The 20,277-nt window shown below is 34.3% G+C and carries 13 protein-coding genes; 2 read left to right on the top strand and 11 right to left on the bottom strand.

What is annotated here, in order from left to right:
- Positions 1–110 precede the first annotated feature (110 nt).
- The 11 genes from trpA to BUC23_RS06035 all read right to left on the bottom strand — a co-directional run bounded on the left by trpA (position 111) and on the right by BUC23_RS06035 (position 9,269).
- Positions 111–872 (bottom strand): tryptophan synthase subunit alpha, encoded by a 762-nt coding sequence (gene trpA, locus BUC23_RS06085; protein WP_073207059.1) that lies wholly within the window; start codon positions 870–872, stop codon positions 111–113.
- 59 nt (positions 873–931) lie between these two features.
- A complete protein-coding gene (locus BUC23_RS06080; protein ID WP_073207057.1) occupies positions 932–1,252 on the bottom strand; it encodes a gamma-glutamylcyclotransferase family protein in 321 nt (106 codons plus the stop codon).
- Between the two features lie 167 nt (positions 1,253–1,419).
- A complete protein-coding gene (trpB, locus tag BUC23_RS06075; protein ID WP_073207054.1) occupies positions 1,420–2,601 on the bottom strand; it encodes a tryptophan synthase subunit beta in 1,182 nt (393 codons plus the stop codon).
- Positions 2,602–2,630: 29 nt separating this feature from the next.
- Complete coding sequence (locus BUC23_RS06070; protein WP_073207052.1) at positions 2,631–3,245, bottom strand: phosphoribosylanthranilate isomerase; 615 nt, start codon at positions 3,243–3,245, stop codon at positions 2,631–2,633.
- Positions 3,246–3,247: 2 nt separating this feature from the next.
- Positions 3,248–4,027 carry an indole-3-glycerol phosphate synthase TrpC gene (gene trpC, locus BUC23_RS06065; protein ID WP_073207049.1) on the bottom strand — a complete coding sequence of 260 codons (780 nt, stop codon included), beginning with the start codon at positions 4,025–4,027 and terminating at the stop codon, positions 3,248–3,250.
- A gap of 78 nt (positions 4,028–4,105) precedes the next feature.
- The gene (gene trpD / locus BUC23_RS06060) at positions 4,106–5,098 is read right to left on the bottom strand and encodes an anthranilate phosphoribosyltransferase (protein WP_073207048.1); all 993 of its coding nucleotides are present in this window, start codon (positions 5,096–5,098) and stop codon (positions 4,106–4,108) included.
- Positions 5,099–5,171: 73 nt separating this feature from the next.
- Complete coding sequence (locus tag BUC23_RS06055) at positions 5,172–5,738, bottom strand: anthranilate synthase component II (RefSeq protein WP_073207045.1); 567 nt, start codon at positions 5,736–5,738, stop codon at positions 5,172–5,174.
- Between the two features lie 92 nt (positions 5,739–5,830).
- A complete protein-coding gene (locus BUC23_RS06050; RefSeq protein ID WP_073207044.1) occupies positions 5,831–7,231 on the bottom strand; it encodes an anthranilate synthase component I family protein in 1,401 nt (466 codons plus the stop codon).
- Between the two features lie 330 nt (positions 7,232–7,561).
- The gene (locus BUC23_RS06045; protein WP_073207041.1) at positions 7,562–8,128 is read right to left on the bottom strand and encodes a YceI family protein; all 567 of its coding nucleotides are present in this window, start codon (positions 8,126–8,128) and stop codon (positions 7,562–7,564) included.
- A 44-nt stretch (positions 8,129–8,172) separates the two neighbouring features.
- Positions 8,173–8,805 (bottom strand): NAD(P)H-dependent oxidoreductase, encoded by a 633-nt coding sequence (locus tag BUC23_RS06040; RefSeq protein WP_073207039.1) that lies wholly within the window; start codon positions 8,803–8,805, stop codon positions 8,173–8,175.
- An 8-nt stretch (positions 8,806–8,813) separates the two neighbouring features.
- Positions 8,814–9,269, bottom strand: a complete 456-nt coding sequence (locus BUC23_RS06035) for a MarR family winged helix-turn-helix transcriptional regulator (RefSeq protein WP_073207036.1) — start codon at positions 9,267–9,269, stop codon at positions 8,814–8,816.
- 515 nt (positions 9,270–9,784) lie between these two features.
- Here BUC23_RS06035 and BUC23_RS17310 point away from each other — a divergent pair.
- Both BUC23_RS17310 and BUC23_RS06020 read left to right on the top strand, forming a co-directional pair.
- Complete coding sequence (locus BUC23_RS17310) at positions 9,785–16,168, top strand: PAS domain S-box protein (RefSeq protein ID WP_073207034.1); 6,384 nt, start codon at positions 9,785–9,787, stop codon at positions 16,166–16,168.
- A 726-nt stretch (positions 16,169–16,894) separates the two neighbouring features.
- The gene (locus BUC23_RS06020; protein ID WP_073207029.1) at positions 16,895–20,209 is read left to right on the top strand and encodes a chemotaxis protein CheB; all 3,315 of its coding nucleotides are present in this window, start codon (positions 16,895–16,897) and stop codon (positions 20,207–20,209) included.
- The last annotated feature ends 68 nt before the right edge of the window (positions 20,210–20,277 follow it).

The following is a 20,277-nucleotide window of genomic DNA, read 5'->3' as shown; positions in this document are numbered from 1 at the left end:
TGTATGAATAAAAACTTACAACTTGTCGTACCTTTTTTAAGATTTTAACATAAAAAAACGGCGTTTAAAGTTCATTTAAACGCCGTTTGATCTTATATAAAAGAAGTTGTTTATCGAATCGCTTTTACAAACTCCTCAATTTTTCCAGTACCATTTTCGCTTAAATGCTGAATGAAAGCACTTCCTATAATCGCTCCTTTGGCAAATTGAGTAGCTTGGTTAAAAGTTTCCTTGTTGTTGATTCCAAAACCAATTACTTGAGGATTTTTTAGATTCATGTCGGCAATACGTTTGAAATACTCTTCTTGAGCGCTTCCAAAACCAGTTTGGGAACCTGTAACGCTCGCTGAACTTACCATATAGATAAATCCATCCGATACGCTGTCAATAAAATTGATGCGTTCTACTGAGGTTTGTGGCGTAATCAGGAATATATTCTTTAATCCGTATTTTTCGAAAGTTGCTTTGTATTCATCGGCATACACATCAACGGGAAGATCGGGAATGATTAATCCATCGATACCAATCTCGGCACATTTCTGGCAGAAATTTTCTACTCCGTATTGCAACATTGGGTTGAAATATCCCATGATTATCAACGGTATCGAAACTGATTTCCGAATGTCCTTTAATTGGTCAAACAAAACCTGGGTTGTCATTCCGTTGTGCAAGGCTTGCGTTGAACTGGCTTGAATCGTTGGTCCATCGGCCAATGGATCGCTGAACGGCAATCCTATTTCGATCATGTCAACGCCACTTGTCTCTAGATCCTGAATGATTTGTACCGTGTCGTTGAGATTAGGATATCCTGCGGAGAAATAGATGGAAAGTATCTTTTTAGTCTCTTGTAATTTTTGATTTATTCTGTTCATTTTAATATTTTTTATTCGGTTTACAAGGTTTTTTGACCTCGTAGTTTTAATTTATTAGGCTAAATTGCTGCGCTATAGGCCCAAGCTTTTTGGTCAGATTGCAAATGCACTTCCACGCGTTTGTAATGCAATCCTTCGTAAAGATCCGTTTGGCGAAGTTCTTGCAGCGAAATGGAATATACCATTCCGTTGATGGTGTCTTCTGGCTTGTTGGTTTCCGTAATAATGGGATAATGCACTATTCCAAATTCTTCTTCGATTTGAATATCTTTTACTACATAACCAACTAATGTTTCAGGAGTTCCGTCAAGAATACGCCCAAAAAGATCTTTTTGTATGTCCTCATTTTGCAAGCTGCCGTAAGCGAATAATTTTTCCATAGGTTTTATTTTGGGAATGTTAAATTGTAATTCATTTTTTATCGTTGGAATTGCGTTAAGGATTGAAGTGGAAATCCTTTTTTGTCTCGTTTTTTAACGTGATAAAAAAGATTGCAACGGAAAGCCTGACCGCGCTGAAACGCTAGTGAAAGCGGGGTAACGCCCAACTATAATTTAAAATAATCAATGTACGTATTCAAATCTTTGTCGCCACGACCGGAAAGGTTGATGACAACGATATCTTCTGGCTTGAATTTCATTTCGTCGAGGACGGCAAAGGCATGCGCGCTTTCGATGGCGGGAATCAAACCTTCCATTTTAGACAGTTTTAAACCCCAATCCATGGCTTGCTGATCCGTAATTGAGATGAATTGTGCTCTTTTTGAAGCGAATAAATGCGCGTGCATAGGACCAACGCCCGGGTAATCTAGACCTGCAGAAATAGAATACGGTTCCGTAATCTGACCGTCAACAGATTGCATTAAAAGGGTTTTGCTGCCATGAATAACGCCAACTTTTCCTAAGACTGAGGTAGCGGCACTTTCGCCAGAATCTACCCCTAATCCTGCGGCTTCTACCGCAATAATATTCACGGAAGGCTCATCAAGAAAATGGTAGTAAGCTCCAGCAGCGTTGCTTCCGCCACCCACACAAGCGATTACATAATCAGGGTTTTCACGTCCTTCTTTTTCTAATAATTGTTCTTTGATTTCCTTAGAAATAACACTTTGGAAACGCGCTACCATATCCGGATAAGGATGCGGGCCCACGACAGATCCGATGATATAATAAGTGTCAACAGGATTGTTGATCCAGTCGCGAATGGCTTCATTTGTGGCGTCTTTTAAGGTTTTTGAACCCGAAAGAGCGGGACGAACTTCGGCACCCAACATTTTCATACGAGCCACATTTGGCGCCTGACGCTTGATGTCGATTTCTCCCATATAAACGATACATTCCAATCCCATAAGCGCACAAACGGTTGCTGTAGCAACGCCATGTTGACCCGCTCCAGTTTCGGCTATGATTCTGGTTTTGCCTAAACGTTTGGCAAGTAGAATTTGTCCGATGGTATTGTTGACTTTGTGCGCACCGGTGTGACACAAATCTTCTCTTTTCAGATAAACTTTAGTATTGTATTGTTCTGACAGGCGTTTTGCAAAATAAAGCGGCGTAGGGCGACCTACGTAATCTTTAAGCAAGGCATCAAATTCAGTCTGAAATTCTGGTTCAGCCGTTATTTTTAAATAATTTTGACGTAATTCTTCTACATTTGGATATAACATTTCAGGAATGTAGGCGCCTCCAAATTCTCCGTAATAGCCTTTTTCGTTGACGTTGTAACTCATTTTGTTTAAAGTTTATAAGTTTAAAGTTTTCAAGTTGTCTTGAAACTATTTAATTTTTCTATGTTTTTTAATCCTGATTCTATTTCAAATTTACTGTTTACATCAATGGCGTAAAGGGGTAAATTGGTTTTTGATATTTCTTTAACTGCTTCCAATTCCTCAATTCCGATTCCACCACTCAGGAAAAATGGTTTGCTTGAAGGATACTTTTCTAATACTTTCCAATCGAATGTGGTTCCGTTTCCGCCTGGTAATTTCCCTTTGGTATCAAAAAGGAAATAGTCACAAACCGCTTCAAATGGTTTCAATACTTCAAAATCAAAATCATCATCAACCGAAAAAACTTTAATTATCTCGATTTTAGAATCTAATTCATTTTTTAAATTTAAACAAAATTCAACGGATTCGTGACCGTGTAATTGAATAGCTTGCAAATCATATTTTATGGCTTTCGCCAAAATTACTTCGGTGGTTTCATTTACAAAAACACCCACTTTTTTAATTGATTTTGGTAAATTTGGAATCACTCCGTCAAAATATCGGGCTGATTTCTCCCAGAATATAAATCCCATATAATCGGGTAGGAGCGAACCTACTTCGAGAATATTATCGGGATATTTCATGCCACAGATTTTGAGTTTCATCTTTATAGTTTTGATATAAATTCCTTTGCTGCTTTACCGGCATTATCCGTTTTCATAAAGTTTTCTCCAATTAAGAATCCTTTGTAACCAAAAGGTTTTAATTCGTTGATGGCTTCGATCGATGAAATCCCGCTTTCTGAAACTTTTACAAAATCATCTGGAATTTGTGCTGCTAATTGCTTGCTGAAATCCAAACTTACTTCGAATGTTTTTAGGTTTCTGTTGTTTACCCCAATCATATCCAATGTTGGCATTATCGATTTCTCCAATTCTTCCTGATTGTGGACTTCCAATAAAACTTCCAGTTCTAAACTTTTGGCAAACTCTGACAATGATTTGATTTCATCTCTCGTTAAAACTGCGGCAATTAGCAAAATTAAATCGGCTCCGTGGGCTTTGGCTTCCAATATTTGGTATTCATCTACAATGAATTCTTTTCTCAATAATGGGATGTTTACCGTGGCTCTCGCCAAAAGTAAATCGTCTAGCGAACCACCAAAATATTTTCCGTCCGTCAATACTGAAATCCCACATGCACCAGCATTTTCATAGCCTTTTGTTACTTCTTCTACTGTAAAGCTGTAATTGATTTCTGCTTTAGAAGGCGAACGGCGTTTGTGTTCTGCAATAATTCCAGAAGTGCTTTTTCTTAAATTATCACTCAAAGAAATAGTCTTTTTTTCAAAGAAAACGGAAGCTTCCAATTGCGAAACGGGAATAATCGATTTCTTCAGAATAACTTCTCTTCTTTTGTCAACTATGATTTTATCTAGGATGTTCATTGTTATTTGTTTGATGTTTTCTTTGTTTAAGGTTTGAGGTTATCCGTATTTGGGAACAACTTTAAACTTTAAACTGTTTTATTTACTCAATTCTTGTAATGTTTTCAAAGCTACAAGTCCTTTTCCGGATAATAAACTTTCTATCGCTATTTGAAATCCTTCTAAAGGAGAACATTTTGTGACCGTTGCAATTGCCATAGCAGCATTGGCACAAACAACATTATTTTGAGCTTCAGTTCCTTTTCCTGAAATTATATCAGTAAAGATTTGTGCCGATTCGTCAATGGTTGTCCCGCCTTCTATTTCGCTTTGCAGCAAAAGACGAACACCAAAATCTTCCGGATTAAGCATTCCTTCCATAGAACTGGTAATCGTTTTTGTAGGTCCTGTCAATGAAACCTCATCATAGCCATCAAGCGAATGCAGAATGGTAAAATTCACATCAGTATTTTGATATAAATAGGCATACATTCTGGCAAGTTCCAAATTGAAAACACCTACTAATTGGTTTTTAGGAAACGAAGGATTTACCATTGGTCCCAACATATTGAAGAATGTTTTTACAGCCAATTCTTTTCGGATAGGTCCCACATTTTTCATTGCGGGGTGAAATAACGGTGCGTGTAAAATACAAATTCCAGCTGTATCGATACATTTCTCTAAGAAATCAGTATCATTACTGAACTTGATTCCTAGTTTCTCCATCACGTTACTGGAACCTGAAATTGAGGAAACACCATAATTTCCGTGTTTTGCCACTTTTATCCCTGCACCGGCAGCCACAAATGAAGCCAATGTTGAAATATTGAAAGTATCTTTCCCATCACCTCCCGTTCCACACAAATCAATGGTATTGTAAGCGGATAAATCCACTCTAATACACAAGTCCAATAATGCTTCGCGGAATCCAGAAAGCTCTTCTATACTAACACTTCTCATCATATATACGGTAAGAAAAGAAGCAATTTGGCTAGTATTGTAACTCCCGTTGGATATATTAACCAATACATTTTTTGCCTCTTCTTTTGAAAGCATTTCGTGATTGATTAATCTGTTTAATATATTTTTCATTTTATAAATATGTCTTAAAGTTGAAAGTCGAAGGTCTTAAAGTCTTTCGACAGTATGACATTTGACATTATGACTAATTTTTCACCCAATTCTCTAATATCTTTTTCCCATTAGGAGTTAACACACTTTCGGGATGAAATTGTACACCGCGCACATCATACGTTTTGTGACGCAACGACATTACTTGCCCATTTTCGTCGAAAGAAGTAGCTTCCAGAACATCTGGCAAATTAGAATCAACTACCCAAGAATGGTAGCGTCCAACTTCAAATTCGTTTCCTAATCCTTCAAATAAAAGTTCATCATCAACAACGGTTTTCACATTGGTAGCCACACCGTGATACACTTTGTCTAAGTTAGAAAGCGTTCCTCCGTATACTTCTCCAATAGCTTGTTGACCTAAGCATACGCCAAAGATACTTTTGGTTGGACCGTATTTTCGAATTACATCTTTCAATAATCCTGCTTCGTCCGGGATTCCAGGTCCAGGAGAAAGAAGAATTTTATCAAAAACTGCAATTTCATCAATATCAAATTCGTCGTTTCTGTAAACGGTTACTTCGCAATTTAAATCTTCCAGATAATGCACTAAATTATAAGTGAAACTATCGTAATTGTCTATGACTAGTATTTTTTTCATTTTTTTATTGAAAAATTAAAAGTTTTAAAGATTGACAAATTCGAACGTTTCAGCAATCTTTAAATTCTTAAATTATTGAATTTTAAATTATTTTATATTGTCTCTGCTAAATCCAACGCTGCATTCAGCGCTCTCAATTTATTGTACACTTCCTGCATTTCGCTTTCTTCATCAGAACTGGCTACAATTCCTGCTCCGGCTTGAGAATGTAATTGATGATTTTTACTTAGGAAGGTTCGGATCATTATGGCGTGATTAAAATTACCTTCAAAATCCATGAAACCAATGGCTCCTCCATAGAAATTACGGTTTGTTTTTTCATATTCTTCAATCAGCTGCATTGCCCTGTGCTTAGGAGCACCGCTCAATGTTCCTGCAGGAAAAGTATCCGCTACCACTTGCATGGTTGTTGCATTTTCATGTAAATGTCCAGTTACTTTTGAAACCAAGTGAATCACATGGGAGAAAAACTGAACTTCTCTGTATTTTTCGACATTTACATTATGCCCGTTTCTGCTCAAATCATTTCTGGCTAAATCCACCAACATTACATGTTCGCTGTTTTCTTTTTTATCTATGGATAGTTCTTTGGCGAGAACGGCATCTTTTTCATCATCTCCCGTTCTTTTGAAAGTTCCTGCGATAGGGTGAATTTCTGCTTTACGGTCTTTTACTATAATTTGTGCTTCGGGTGAAGAACCAAATATTTTGAAATCACCATAATCAAAAAAGAATAAATAGGGCGAAGGGTTAATACTTCTTAAAGCTCTGTAGACATTAAATTCATCTCCCTTGAAACCTTGAGTGAATCGTCTGGATAAAACTAATTGGAACACATCACCTCTAAAACAATGTTTTTTGGCCAAAGCCACATTATGCTTGAATTCGTCATCTGTCAAATTAGAAAAACCGTCTCCTTCTTTCGAGAATTTATAGGAAGCAATATTTCTGGATTGCAATAACTGCTCAATTTCCGAAATGTTGTTTCTTGCGTCTAAACTATGACAGAAAATATACGCTTGATTCTTGAAATGATTGATAGCTATTATGTTTTGGTAAACGGCATAATATACATCAGGAATAGAAATACTATTGTCTTTTTTAGCGATAGTTACTTTTTCAAAATAACGAACGGCATCATAGGAAATGTAACCAAACAAACCATTATTTATGAATTTGAAATCATTTTTCTCCGATTTAAATTGACTCGAAAATTCTTGAATAACTGCTGGAATATCAATGGTAGAATCAATTTTAATTTTCTCAAAACTACCATCAGGAAAAGTCTTATGAATGGTTTCATTTTCTATTTTTATAGAAGCAATGGGATTACAACATATGTATGAAAAACTATTGTCACTTCCATGATAATCACTACTTTCCAGTAATAAACTATTGGGAAACTTATCCCGAATTTTGAGATATACACTAACCGGTGTAATCGTATCGGCTAGGATTTGCTTATATTTTGTATTTAGTTTAAAAGGTTTCAATTTATATATATTTTAGTGTTGTGTGATAGTGATAAAATGAGCAAAAAAAAAGGCCTGTCGTGATGACAAGCCTTTTATATTTATAGTTTAATAATACTATAGGAAGCTTAGTTCACGACGATTGACGTAAATTGTTCCACCACCAAGTATTGTTTGTAATTGTTTTCATCTTTTTATTCTTATGACAAATATATAAATGAATTTCGATTATTCAAAAATAAAAAACTAAAAAAATATATTAAAATTCAAGTTTTTTTGTTAAATAAATTTGGGTATAAAGTAAACCCCAACGATTTGTTGGGGTTTAATTTATTTTTTTGAAAAAAAATATTAGAATTTCAAAGCTACTGCTAATTCAAAATCATCAGCGATTGCTTTGTCTCCAATACTACTGAAGATACTAGCAGAATTATATTTGATATCGTATTTTGTTCTGTCTACTTTAAATGTAGTTGCAGCAGTATTTTTTGTTGTTGCAAGATCAAAAGTTATCGGTTTAGTTATCCCTTTGATTGTCAAATCACCAGTTACAGTATAAACGTTAGGTGCTTTTACAGTCGCTTTTTTGAAAACTAAAGTTGCAGTTGGGAATTTTTCAGTTCCAAAGAAATCTTCTGATTTCAAGTGACCGTTTAATTTTCCTAAGTATTCACCTGTAAGGTCTGTTGCTGTTAATGAAGTCATATCAACAACAAAAGTTCCGCTTGCTAATTTTTTCCCTTTGAAAACTAATGTACCTGATTTAAGGTTAACAGTTCCGCTGTGTTGTCCTGTTACTTTTTTCGCAAGCCAGTTGATTGAACTTTTTGAAGCATCTACTTTTTTAGTTTGTGCTGTTACTGATAAAGTAGATAAAACTACTACTAATGCTAATGCAATTGATTTTAAATTTTTCATGTGCTTAATTTGATTTTGGATTAATATTTAATTTGAATTAGTAATTATAAGGTGATAAATAAGTCTTCGTTTGATTTTCTTACTTTTTTGTAATGTTGCGTAGCATCTTCTGAATGTCTGTAACCCAAAGTGGCTATTAGAGAAGCATTAAGACCTAATTTGTCTAATCCTAAGATTTCATTTACCTGCTCTGGAAGAAAACCTTCCATCGGAGTAACGTCAATTCTTAATTCAGCGGCTGCATTTAACAAATTCCCTAAAGCTAAATAGGTCTGTTTTGCGGTCCAAATATTTTTTGCTTCCGAAGTTAGTGTTGAAATGTTTGATTTCATGAAATCACCATAACCAGCCAACGCTTCGAGTGGCGTACTTCTCGTCTCACTTATGTTTTTCAAAAAACTGTCAATCGCATCATCACCAATGTTCGTTTCATTTGCGAAAATGATTAAATGGGATGCTTCTACAATTTGTGATTGTCCCCAAGCTGCTGGCTGCAATTGTGCTCTTAATTCTGGGTTTTCAACAATAATAACTTTGTAAGGTTGTAAACCGTATGAAGAAGAACTTAAACGAATTGCTTCTTTTAGTATAGTTAAATCTTCAGTTGTTATTTTCTTTGTTGTATCAAATTTTTTGGTGGCGTAACGCCAGTTTTGGTGTTCTAAAAATGTACTCATAATGATTGTTATTTATTTCTGTATTTTTCTAATAAATTATTTAACTGTTCTACTTCAGATGAACTCAGGTTTCTTGAGAAAGACTGCTCGTGTTCAATTACCTTAGGATCAAGTTCTTTAAGAATGTCAAGGCCTTTTTGAGTAATTAAAACTTCAATTTTTCTTCTGTTTTCAGGGCAAACATTTCGAGTGACAAATTTTTTCAATAATAATTTATCTACCAGTCGTGTAGTATTACTCGTTCTTGCCAACATGCGTTCTTGAATGACACACATATTTGCCGGAATCCCTTTCTGACCTCTTAAGATTCGTAATACATTATATTGTTCTCCTGATATATCAAAAGGTTTCAGAATTTCATTAAAATTATCTGTAATTACATTTTGTGTATATATAACGTTCAGAATAATTTTTTTTGAAATGTCTAATGCTACCGTACTTTTTATTTCATCTTCAATTTTCATGCCTTTATGTATCTCATTTGTCGGTACAAATGTAACACTTTTTATATTTGTATATACAAATGTCTGTTATTTTTTTGTTAAATTTAGTTTAAGCTATTGTGATTACTTTTCCTAATACAACTATTTTAGGAGGTAATAAATTGTTATACAAGGCATTAGATATTGTTGTGTCTTGGAGTTTTATAAAAGCACCAAAAAAAATAGTGTAGCACAAAGCATTCTATCTGTACGTACTATAATCTATTAATTCTAGTTTAATCAAGGCATGATTCTTAGAGATAGTATCTAATAAACAAGATTGCTTAACTTCGAAAAAAGGCCGTAGCGGTTATGTTTTTTATGGTAATAGAAGTAGTAATAATAGACGATAAGTTGGCTGATAGTCGCAAATATTCCTGTTAATAGATATTACAAGTCTAAATATTATTTTAAATAAAGAGTGCATTTCAATTTCTTATTTTATTTTATTATATTTAGCGGGTGCAACAGATTATTGATAATTATATTTGAATTTTATGAGTATAAATAAGGCCAAGCCAACGTACGACGAATTACTCAAAAAAACGCAAGAACAAGAATTAGAATTAATTCGATTAGCCAAAAAAGGACATTCTCTTTCTAATTTTGAATTCTATGTTGAAGAATCTCATGATCTAATTTGTGTCGCAGGGACAGATGGCTTCTATAAGGAGGTAAATCCCGCATTTATAAAAATATTTGGCTTTACCAAAAAAGAATTGCTTAACAATTCACTTCTTAGTTTTATCCATCCGGATGATTTGGAAAAATCAAAAAAGGAAATGGAAAAACTATCTCATGGCATAACTTCAATAAGTTTTGAGAATAGAATAGTTAAAAAAAATGGTGAAATTGTTACTATCGAATGGGCAACAAGTGTTGATGCGACCGGAAATTTTATCTATGCCATAGGACGGGACATAACGGAAATAAGAATAAGCCAAGAGAATCTCCTTGTAAATCAGAAATTATTAAACGAGGCACAAAAAATTGCTAAAATTGGAAGCTGGGAGTTCAATTTTTTTACGAAAAAAATGATTTGGTCCGAGGAATTGTATTCCATTTATGAAGTTGAAAACAAAGCGGAGCTAAATTTATATCAGGTTTATTTGAACCGTTTTGCTAAGGAAGATGTTGATATGTTTCTCCGTAAAATAGATCAATCTATAGTCGATAAAAAAACTTTTGAGGTAGAACAACAAGTACTATTATCTAACAATAGAACTAAATGGGTTCATGCCATTGTTGTTCCGTTACTTAATGAAGCAGGAACGGTGTATGCTGTAAGAGGTAATACGCAAGATATCACTCAAAAAATTGAAAACGCTAAAAACCTAAGAGCAAAAGAACAGGCTGAAGCCAATTACAAACTGGCCATTATCAAAGAAGAAAGTAATGCTAAGTTCAAAAATTATATAGAAAATGCCCCAGATGGAGTTTTTGTCTTGGATGAAAAAGGAAATTATTTAGAAACCAATGCGGCCGCTTCCATACTGACGGGTTATTCAAAAGAGGAACTTCTTTCAATGAAATTTGGTGATTTGTCCCCTCGTGATACGAAAGAGGTTTCCATGAGGCTTTTCGATACACTTTTGGAAACAGGTAGTGTAAACGGAGAAATTAAAGGAATCCACAAAAATGGAGAAATTAGATGGAGGTCGATCGACGCTGTTAAGCTATCCGAGAATCGTTTTTTAGGATTTTCGAAAGATATAACGGAGAGTAAAGTAGCAAATGAATTATTAATAAATACTTTTGAGCGCATTACGGACGCTTTTGTAGCTATAGATAATAATTGGTGCTATACCTACATGAATAAAAAAGCAGGAGAAATACTTAAGCGTAATCCTCGAGATATAATAGGTAAAACTATTTGGGAAGAATTTCCGGAATCTGTTAGCACAGAGTTTTACAACGCTTGCCATCGGGCTATAGAAAAGCAAGAATATGTTTATTCTGAGATTTTCTACCCTTCTAGCGGTTTGTGGATTGAAAACCATATTTACCCCTCACCTGATGGATTGTCTAATTTCTTTAGGGATATTACGGAAAAGAAAAAATCTGAAGAAAAAATTGAACAAAGCGAAAAGCGTTTTCGTGCCTTGGTAGAAAATAATGATGGAATTATCACTTTGTTTGATGAAAATTTAAAAACGTTATTTCGTAGTTCATCTTCAGCAAGAACGAATGGATACAGCCACGAAGAATATGAAAATATTTCAGATCAAGAATATTTTCATCCGGATTATCTAGAGCTGGTTTATCAGACGATACAAAAAACATTGGATAATCCAGGTCAACCTTTTCCTATTTTATTTCAAGTGAAACATAAAAACGGAAATTATATCTGGCTGGAAGGGGTAGTAAATAACATGATTAATGACAGTAATGTAAAAGGTATTATTGCCAACTTAAGAGATGTAACTGAAAGGAAAGAAGCAATTGAAACTTTAGTAAAAGAAAGAGATAAATTTGCTAAAGTTGCGGAAACTTCTCCAGGACTTATTTATTCAATGCGTCAAAATAAAGATGGTTCATTGTGCTATCCTTATGCCAGTCATGCCGTTGAAACGATTTATGGATTTATCTATGAGGAAATTGAAAAGGATCCTTATAAAATTTTTAACAGGATCCATCCTGATGATTTACAATTTGTCATGGATAGTATCAAAGAGACCAAATCACAGTTAGTTCCACTTAAAGGCGAATACCGCTACTTTCACCCAGTGAGAGGTTTAGTGTGGCATGAGGTAAATTCTTTGCCCGTTGTCGAAGCCGAAGGGACAGTCATTTGTCATGGAATCATTACTGATATTACAGAAAGAGTTGAGGCTGAACATAAACTTATTAAAGCCAATCGACTTTATTTATTTATAAGTCAAATTAATCAAATGATTGTTCGTACCACTGATGAACAAACACTGTTTAGAGAAGCTTGTACTATAGCTGTTGACTTAGGGAAGTTTAGAATGGCATGGATTGGCATGGTTGATGAAGAAACTAAAAAAATAATTCCTGAAATGATAGCGGGAGAAGATTCTGGATATCTTTCGATAATAAAAACAATTTCTATTGATGATAGTACACCAGAAGGAAGAGGTCCAGGTGGTACTGCTGTTATAGAAGGGAAATATGTTGTTTGCAATGATATTGAAAACGATTTAATAATGTTACCATGGAAAGAAGAAGCTTTAAAACGGGGATATCTTTCTTTAATGGCACTTCCGATAAAAAAAATGGGGAAGGTAATTGGAATTTTTTCTTTCTATGCCAATGAGAAAAACTTTTTTGATGCGGAGGAAATAGCGTTACTGGAAGAAGCGACTGGAGACGTAGCTTTCGCTTTGGATATTTTTGAAAAAGAAGCATTACGAAAAAAAGCGGAGGAGGCCGTTATAGAGAGCGAACAGCGCTATCATACTCTTACGGAATATGCTCCGGTTGGAATTTTTCATACGGATGCAACAGGGTATACAACGTACGTGAACCCAATGTGGAGTATAATATCAGGGTTGTCTTCTGAAGAGGCTTTAGGTAACGGTTGGCTCAAAGCAGTACATGACGAGGATAAAGAAATTTTATTTAAACGCTGGGAGCAAACGACTGAAAAAGAGGAAACCTCCTATACAGAGTATCGATTTGTTCATGCAGATGGATCAATCGCTTGGGTTATGGGGCAAGCTATTCCTGAAAAAAACACTAAAAATGAAATCATTGGATACATTGGGACAATTACAGATATTACCGCACGTAAAATTGCTGAAAATTTAATTTTAAAGGAAAAGCAGCTTTTAGAAACGATTATTAACAATTTGCCAGGTGTATTTTATTTGTATGATGAATCAGGGAAATTTGTAAAATGGAACAAGAATTTTGAAGATGTAACGGGTTACGATTATGACGAAATTGCTCAAATGCACCTGTTAGATTTTTATCATGAAGATGACCAAGAAAGGGTTAGAGAAAGAATTAAAACCGTATTTAAAAAGAAAGTTCCGGGTATTGAAATAGACATTTATAAAAAGAATAAAAATAAAATTCCTTATTATATAAATTCCTTAGTTATAGAGTACCAGGAGAAAAAATGCCTGCTAGGAATGGGTATTGACATTTCTGATAGAAAAAAATCCGAGGAAAGAATCAGAATTGCTAATGAGCGATTTGAACGAATCTCACTGGCAACAAATGACGCTATATCTGAAGTTGATTTGATAACTGGTTTTAGTTGGAACAACAAAAGGTTCGTTGAACTTTTCAATTTTGGTAATAACACTCAAGAGAATAAAATTGATTCCAGGTCTATATGGAGATCCAGAGTACATCCGGATGACAAAGACAGAGTGATCAAAAAATTAGAGGAGACCTATGCAAGTTCCGCTACTTCATGGTCTGATGAATTTCGTTTTCAAAAAGCAGATGGAACTTATGGAGATTTTTATGATCGTGCAATTATTATTAGGGATGAGTCTGGAAAACCAGTTCGTTATATAGGATCGATGTTAGATATTACCGAGCGTAAAAGAGCAGAAGAAAAAATTAAAGTAGCTAACGACCGATTCGAAATGATTTCCCACGCTACAAACGATGCTATATTTGAATTGGATTTCGAAGCAGATAAAAGTTGGCATAATACAGTGTTTAAGCAACTTCTTAACTCTTACAATGACGATTTGTCTATGGTTGAAAACAGACGTATATGGAGATCTAAACTTCATCCGGAAGACAGAGAAAGGGTTATAAAAAATATTGAGAGTGCTTATTTAGGGAATTCTACATCATGGTCGGATGAGTTTCGTTTTCTAAAAGCGGATGGTAATTATGGAGTTTTTTATGAGCGTGCAATAATTATAAGGGATGATTCAGGTAAACCGACCCGTTTTATTGGGTCCATGTTAGATGTTACTGATCTTAAAAAAGCGGAAGACGATTTACTGAAAATGCATAAAAAATTAGCAAGTATTTTTGAGGCTATTCCTGATTTGTTGTTTGAAATAAGTTTAGATGGGATTATATATAATTACCATTCCCGAAATAACGATTTGCTGAATATTCCTCCAGCTGAACTACTGGGTAAAACATTTTATGAAGTTATGCCTCCAGATGCAGCAAATTTAGTGATGTCAGCATTACAGGAAGCTTCGGTTAAAGGTTTTTCAAATGGCAGACAATACACCTTAGAATTACCAGATGGAATTCATTGGTTTGAACTCTCAATTGCACCTATGAAAGAGGGTGAAAATAGTGACCTCCATTTTATATGCCTTTCCAGGGATATAACTGAATCAAAAAAAGTAGATTTTGCTTTGTATAAAAGTGAAGAGCGATCTCGTGGTTTATTGAATAACCTTGAGGCTGGTATTGTTGTCCATGCGCCTGATACATCGATCATTATCAGTAACAGTATGGCCGCTCAACTGCTTGGTTTGAATGATGATCAAATGAAAGGGAAAAAAGCTTTTGATCCTGCTTGGACCTTTTTGAATGAAGATTTTACAATAATGCCTGTTGAAAAATACCCGGTGAACCAAATTATTGCTGATAAAAAAGCTTTTAAAAACGTAACTGTTGGGGTAAACAGGCCTGCTAAACAGGATGTTATTTGGTTATTATGTAATGGTTTTCCTGTTCTGGATAAAAACGGTGATATCACTGAAATTGTGATTAGTTTCATGAATATCACCGCACGTAAATTATTGGAAATTGAATTGGTGAAATCCAAAGAGCAAGCGGAAGCTGCTAATAGAGCTAAGACGGATTTTCTGGCAAATATGAGTCACGAAATAAGGACTCCGTTAAATGGAATTATTGGATTTACCCATTTGTTGATGAAATCTGATCTTAAAAAGAATCAAGCAGAATATATGTCGACTATTAATGAATCAGCGACTTCACTGATGCATATTGTAAACGATGTTTTGGATTTTTCTAAAATTGAATCTGGAAAATTGGAATTAAACATAGAAGAAATAAATTTATTTAAATTGACTCGTCAAGTTGTTGATTTATTTAATTACCAGGCCAATTTAAAAAAGATAGATTTAGTATTAAACATCGATAGTAATGTGCCGCAATATATAATGGGTGATTCTGTCCGTTTGAAACAGATATTGGTAAACCTATTAAGTAATGCATTAAAATTCACCACTTTTGGAGAAATTCGATTGGACATTACTGAGGTTCCAAATTCAAATATTAAATCTTCCGTTTTAAAATTTTCTGTAAAAGATACCGGTATTGGTATTAAAGTGAATAACAACCAAAAAATATTTAATTCTTTCGTACAAGAAGACAATTCAACAAATCGAAAATTTGGTGGGACAGGATTAGGTTTGGCTATTTCAAACCAGTTATTGGCGTTAATGGATAGTAAACTGCAATTAATCAGTAAATATGGTGACGGTAGTGACTTTTTCTTTGAAATTGAATTTAAAAAATCAAAACATAAAAAAAATAGCGAACGGATTGCTGCTTTACTAGAATCGCCTATTGTGCCTACTGAGGCGTTAACTGATAAAAAGGTTTTGATTGTTGAGGATAATAAAATCAATATGCTTTTAGCAAAAACTCTGGTGAAGAAATTAATTTCAAATTGCATCATTTTTGAAGCTAAAGATGGTAATGAAGCAGTTGAACAGTACATAAAAGAGAAGCCCGATGTTATTTTAATGGACATTCAAATGCCTAATAAAAATGGCTATGAGGCAACGGACGAAATCAGGAAATTAAAAGATTCAGAGAACATCCCGATAATTGCAATTACAGCTGGTATAATGATAGGTGATAAAGAAAAATGTCTTGAGGCCGGAATGAACGATTATCTGCCAAAACCAATTATTCAAGTTGATTTAGAAAAAATGTTGCATAAATGGCTGCATAAATGATTCTTTTTTAAGTTTAATTTTTAAAATAAAATCATGCTTTTTAATCAAAAAGCATGATTTTTTATGTTTAGCCGATTTGAAAAAGAATAAAAGAAAAACACATTTTTAAATAACAATAGGAACCTAAACGTGATTATTGATTCCACGAATTAAAGTTTTATTTTTAATGTAGATTATTAATTGTTTAAAAGACAATCAGTTAGTTTGTTTTCATTTGAAAATTGTTAAATAAAACAGTTCATAAAATAAAAAAAATGACTAAATTAGGTATGAATTTAAAATGCAAAAAGGGGGAAGTTTTGAATTTTATTATTGATTCCTATATATTGTTGATAAAAATGCAAGCAATTAAATCGATTTGGGTTTTTTGTCGAAGCGAACTAATTTTTTTTAAATTGCAGAATTGATCGATTTTTTTTATAAAATTACTTTATGAAATTTTATCTTTGATTTTGTAACTATAATTGTACCTACTTGAAAATCCTTGAAACTCCCCATTAATTTTTTTCTTAGATTTCTTTACTATTTTATTGCTAAATAATTTTAATTTACGGCAATGAATCTTTAGAAAATTAATAATCCTTGTAAGCGACAGGTTTTCTTGTTTCTTGACTTGAAATAAAGAAATCAATTCCTAGTAAAAAGGTCGTTCAACTAAAGTTTGTAATTAAATAAAAGGAAATTATAAAAGCATAGACGGTAGAGATATAAAATTAGAATTAGATAATGAAAATTAAGGAAAACAGCCAAATTTTATTACAAAAAGATAAAATTTCAAAGGTAGATCAGCAACTTCGGGATCAAAATCAACCGAATGACTTTCCTATTGTGGGTATTGGAGCGTCAGCAGGTGGACTGGAAGCAATAGAGAATTTTTTAAAAAACATTCCGGAAAATAGCGGTCTGGCATTTGTCGTTATTCAACATCTTGACCCTAATTATATCGGTGTTTTACCGGAAATTTTGCAAAGAAGTACAAGCATGGAAGTTCTGCAAGCCACTGACCAACTTAAAGTGAAACCCAATCATGTGTATGTGATTCCGCCCAATAAAAGCTTGTCAATACTAAAAGGATATCTTCATCTTTTTGAACCTGTTGAAAGTCGTGGACTTCGTTTGCCTATTGATTTGTTTTTTCGTTCCCTGGCTATTGATAAATTAGATAAAAGCATTGGTGTAATTCTTTCTGGAATGGGTTCTGATGGAAGTTTAGGAATTAAAACCATAAAAGAAAATAATGGTTTAGTATTAGTTCAGGAACCAGCAACGGCAAAATTTGATAGTATGCCAAGAAATGCAACTGAATCCGTATTGGTTGATATTATAGCCCCAGCAGAAGAATTACCATCTAAACTGATTAACCTTCTGAAGTATATTCCACCAATTAAAAAAGATTTTAAAATAGAAAATACGGATAAAAGCAGTCTTGATAAAATTATAATTTTGTTGCGTGAACATACTGGGCATGATTTTTTATTGTACAAGAAAACGACCTTAATGCGCAGAATTGAAAGACGCATGGGAGTTCACCAAATTGATAAAATTGAAAATTACGTTCGCTTTTTACAAGAAAATCCTAAAGAAGTAGAATTGCTCTTCAAAGAATTATTGATAGGGGTTACCAGTTTTTTTCGTGATCCCGCAGTTTGGGAAAATCTTAAGACCATAGTTCTTCCTGAGCTGATGAAAATTTTGCCGGACGGATATGTAATAAGAGCTTGGGTTACGGCATGTTCGACAGGAGAAGAAGCCTATTCTTTAGCTATAGTTTTCAAGGAGGTTCTAGAGAATATAGGAAGGGAAAGAAAGTTGTCATTACAAATATTCGCTACAGATTTAGATGTGGATGCGATCGATAAAGCACGAAGAGGTTTCTTTACTTCTAATATTGTTGCAGATGTTTCTGCAGAGCGACTCAATAAGTTTTTTACTGTGGAACCAGATGGGTATCGTGTCAATGCAGCAATACGGGAGCTACTAGTTTTTGCGACGCATAATGTAATCAGAGATCCACCCTTTACCAAGCTTAATCTCCTAATGTGTCGAAATATGCTAATATATATGGAACCGCCACTGCAAAAAAAGCTTATGGAATTATTTAACTATAGTTTGCTTCCCGGTGGTATAATGGTTTTAGGTTCAGCAGAAACACTAGGACGAAATTCGGAAGGATTTGAAATACTTGATTCTAAATTAAAATTATTTAAACGCACCCAGTCATCTATGTCACACGAATTAACTGATTTTCCAAGTTCCTTTTCACACACTAAAAGAGACGTGCTTGAAAATAAAGTAGGACCTAAAGGGGTCGAAAATATACAGACTCTTGCCGATCAGATTTTGCTTCAACGTTTTGCACCAGCGAGTGTTTTTGTAAATGAAAAAGGGGATATTCTATATATTACCGGAAGAACCGGCAAGTATTTAGAACCAGTTGCAGGTAAGGCTAACTGGAATATTCATGTGATGGCGCGTGAAGGTTTGAGAAATGAACTGCCTGGGGCATTCCGTAAAGCGTTGAAAAGCAATGATCCGGTTATACTACGAAATATAAAAATAGGAAGTAACGGCGATACTAATTTTGCAACAATCACAGTGCAACGCATTGAAACAGCTGGGCCAATGAAAGGGATGGTAATGATTGTATTTACAGAGGTGGTTGCGGTAGTTGAACCAAATAATTCAAATGGAAGAAAGGGGAAATTAGATACAACTGTAAGAGAACAGAAACTGGAAGCGGAATTAAAGCAAGTAAATGAAGACTTGCAAAACTCCCGAGAAGAAATGCAGACATCGCAGGAAGAGCTGAAATCCATTAATGAAGAGTTACAATCAACCAATGAGGAATTGCAATCGACTAATGAGGAATTAACGACTTCCAAAGAAGAAATGCAAAGCCTCAACGAAGAATTACAGACCGTTAATGCAGAACTTCAAAGTAAGTTAAGTGACTTTGAACAAGCAAATAACGACATGAAAAATTTGTTGAATAGCACCGAAATTGCTACTCTTTTCCTGGACAAGGAGATGAATATTCGCAGATTTACAGATGCAGTCACTAAAATCTTTAAAATACGGGTTACTGATGCAGGACGACCTTTTACAGATTTGGTCAGTGATTTGAAATATCCTGAAATGGGAACTGATGCGCAAAAGGTAATAAAAAGTTTGGCTCCCATCCAGAATGCTATTGAAACAAAAGATGGAAGATGGTTCTACGTTAGAATCATGCCATACCGCACTTTGGATGATCGTATTGATGGACTTGTAATCACATTTACAGATATAACTGCAACTAAAAAGGCGGAAGAGGCTTTGTTGATTGAAAATCGATACAGACGTCTATTTGAATCGGCTAAAGACGGAATTCTTATCCTTAATGCTGAAAGCGGGAGGATTATCGATGTCAATCCTTTTTTAATTGAAATGCTGGGGTACTCGTATGAAAAATTTATAGAAAAGGCGATTTGGGAAATAGGTTCGTTAAAAGATATAGTGGCCAATAAAGATAAATTTTCAGAATTGCAGCATAAGAAATTTGTGCGTTATGAAAATCTGCCGCTCGAAACAGCTGATGGGCGAAAGATTAGTGTAGAGTTTATAAGTACCATGTATTTATTGAATGATAAGAAGGTTATTCAATGTATTATTCGTGATATTACTGATCGTAAAGTAGTTGAAGACGCTTTGATTTTTTCGGAAACCCGTTATCACCATCTTTTTGAGTCAGCTAAAGATGGCATTTTTTTCATTGATGGGGCAACTGGGAAAATTTCGGATGTGAATCCATTTTTGGTTAATTTATTGGGATATCCAAAAGAGCAATTTATGGATAAACCAATTTGGAAAATTGATTTTTTCGAAAATTTGGTTGCCAATAAAGAGAAATTTGAAGAATTACAGAAGAAAGAATCTGTTGCTTATAAAAATTTACAGATTGAAACGAATAATGGTCAAAACATTACTATTGAGTTTTCATGTAATACCTATGCAATAGAGGATCGTAAAATAATACAATGTTTTATTCATGATATGGTGTGAACAAAAAACGGATGAAGGGATCGGGAAAAACATATTCAAATTAATGAAATTTCCGAAATAGCAATACG

The sequence above is a fragment of the Flavobacterium xinjiangense genome (genome assembly GCF_900142885.1).
GTDB classification, from domain to species: Bacteria; Bacteroidota; Bacteroidia; order Flavobacteriales; family Flavobacteriaceae; genus Flavobacterium; species Flavobacterium xinjiangense.
Note: the sequence above shows the minus strand (reverse complement) of the source record. Positions and strands in the feature narration are given on the sequence as shown.

Excerpts from the sequence above, each read along its gene's own strand:
- trpA (WP_073207059.1), bottom strand. The coding sequence starts at position 872 with ATGAACAGAATAAATCAAAAATTACAAGAGACTAAAAAGATACTTTCC.
- BUC23_RS06080 (WP_073207057.1), bottom strand. The coding sequence starts at position 1,252 with ATGGAAAAATTATTCGCTTACGGCAGCTTGCAAAATGAGGACATACAA.
- trpB (WP_073207054.1), bottom strand. The coding sequence starts at position 2,601 with ATGAGTTACAACGTCAACGAAAAAGGCTATTACGGAGAATTTGGAGGC.
- BUC23_RS06070 (WP_073207052.1), bottom strand. The coding sequence starts at position 3,245 with ATGAAACTCAAAATCTGTGGCATGAAATATCCCGATAATATTCTCGAA.
- trpC (WP_073207049.1), bottom strand. The coding sequence starts at position 4,027 with ATGAACATCCTAGATAAAATCATAGTTGACAAAAGAAGAGAAGTTATT.
- trpD (WP_073207048.1), bottom strand. The coding sequence starts at position 5,098 with ATGAAAAATATATTAAACAGATTAATCAATCACGAAATGCTTTCAAAA.
- BUC23_RS06055 (WP_073207045.1), bottom strand. The coding sequence starts at position 5,738 with ATGAAAAAAATACTAGTCATAGACAATTACGATAGTTTCACTTATAAT.
- BUC23_RS06045 (WP_073207041.1), bottom strand. The coding sequence starts at position 8,128 with ATGAAAAATTTAAAATCAATTGCATTAGCATTAGTAGTAGTTTTATCT.
- BUC23_RS06040 (WP_073207039.1), bottom strand. The coding sequence starts at position 8,805 with ATGAGTACATTTTTAGAACACCAAAACTGGCGTTACGCCACCAAAAAA.
- BUC23_RS06035 (WP_073207036.1), bottom strand. The coding sequence starts at position 9,269 with ATGAAAATTGAAGATGAAATAAAAAGTACGGTAGCATTAGACATTTCA.
- BUC23_RS17310 (WP_073207034.1), top strand. The coding sequence starts at position 9,785 with ATGAGTATAAATAAGGCCAAGCCAACGTACGACGAATTACTCAAAAAA.
- BUC23_RS06020 (WP_073207029.1), top strand. The coding sequence starts at position 16,895 with ATGAAAATTAAGGAAAACAGCCAAATTTTATTACAAAAAGATAAAATT.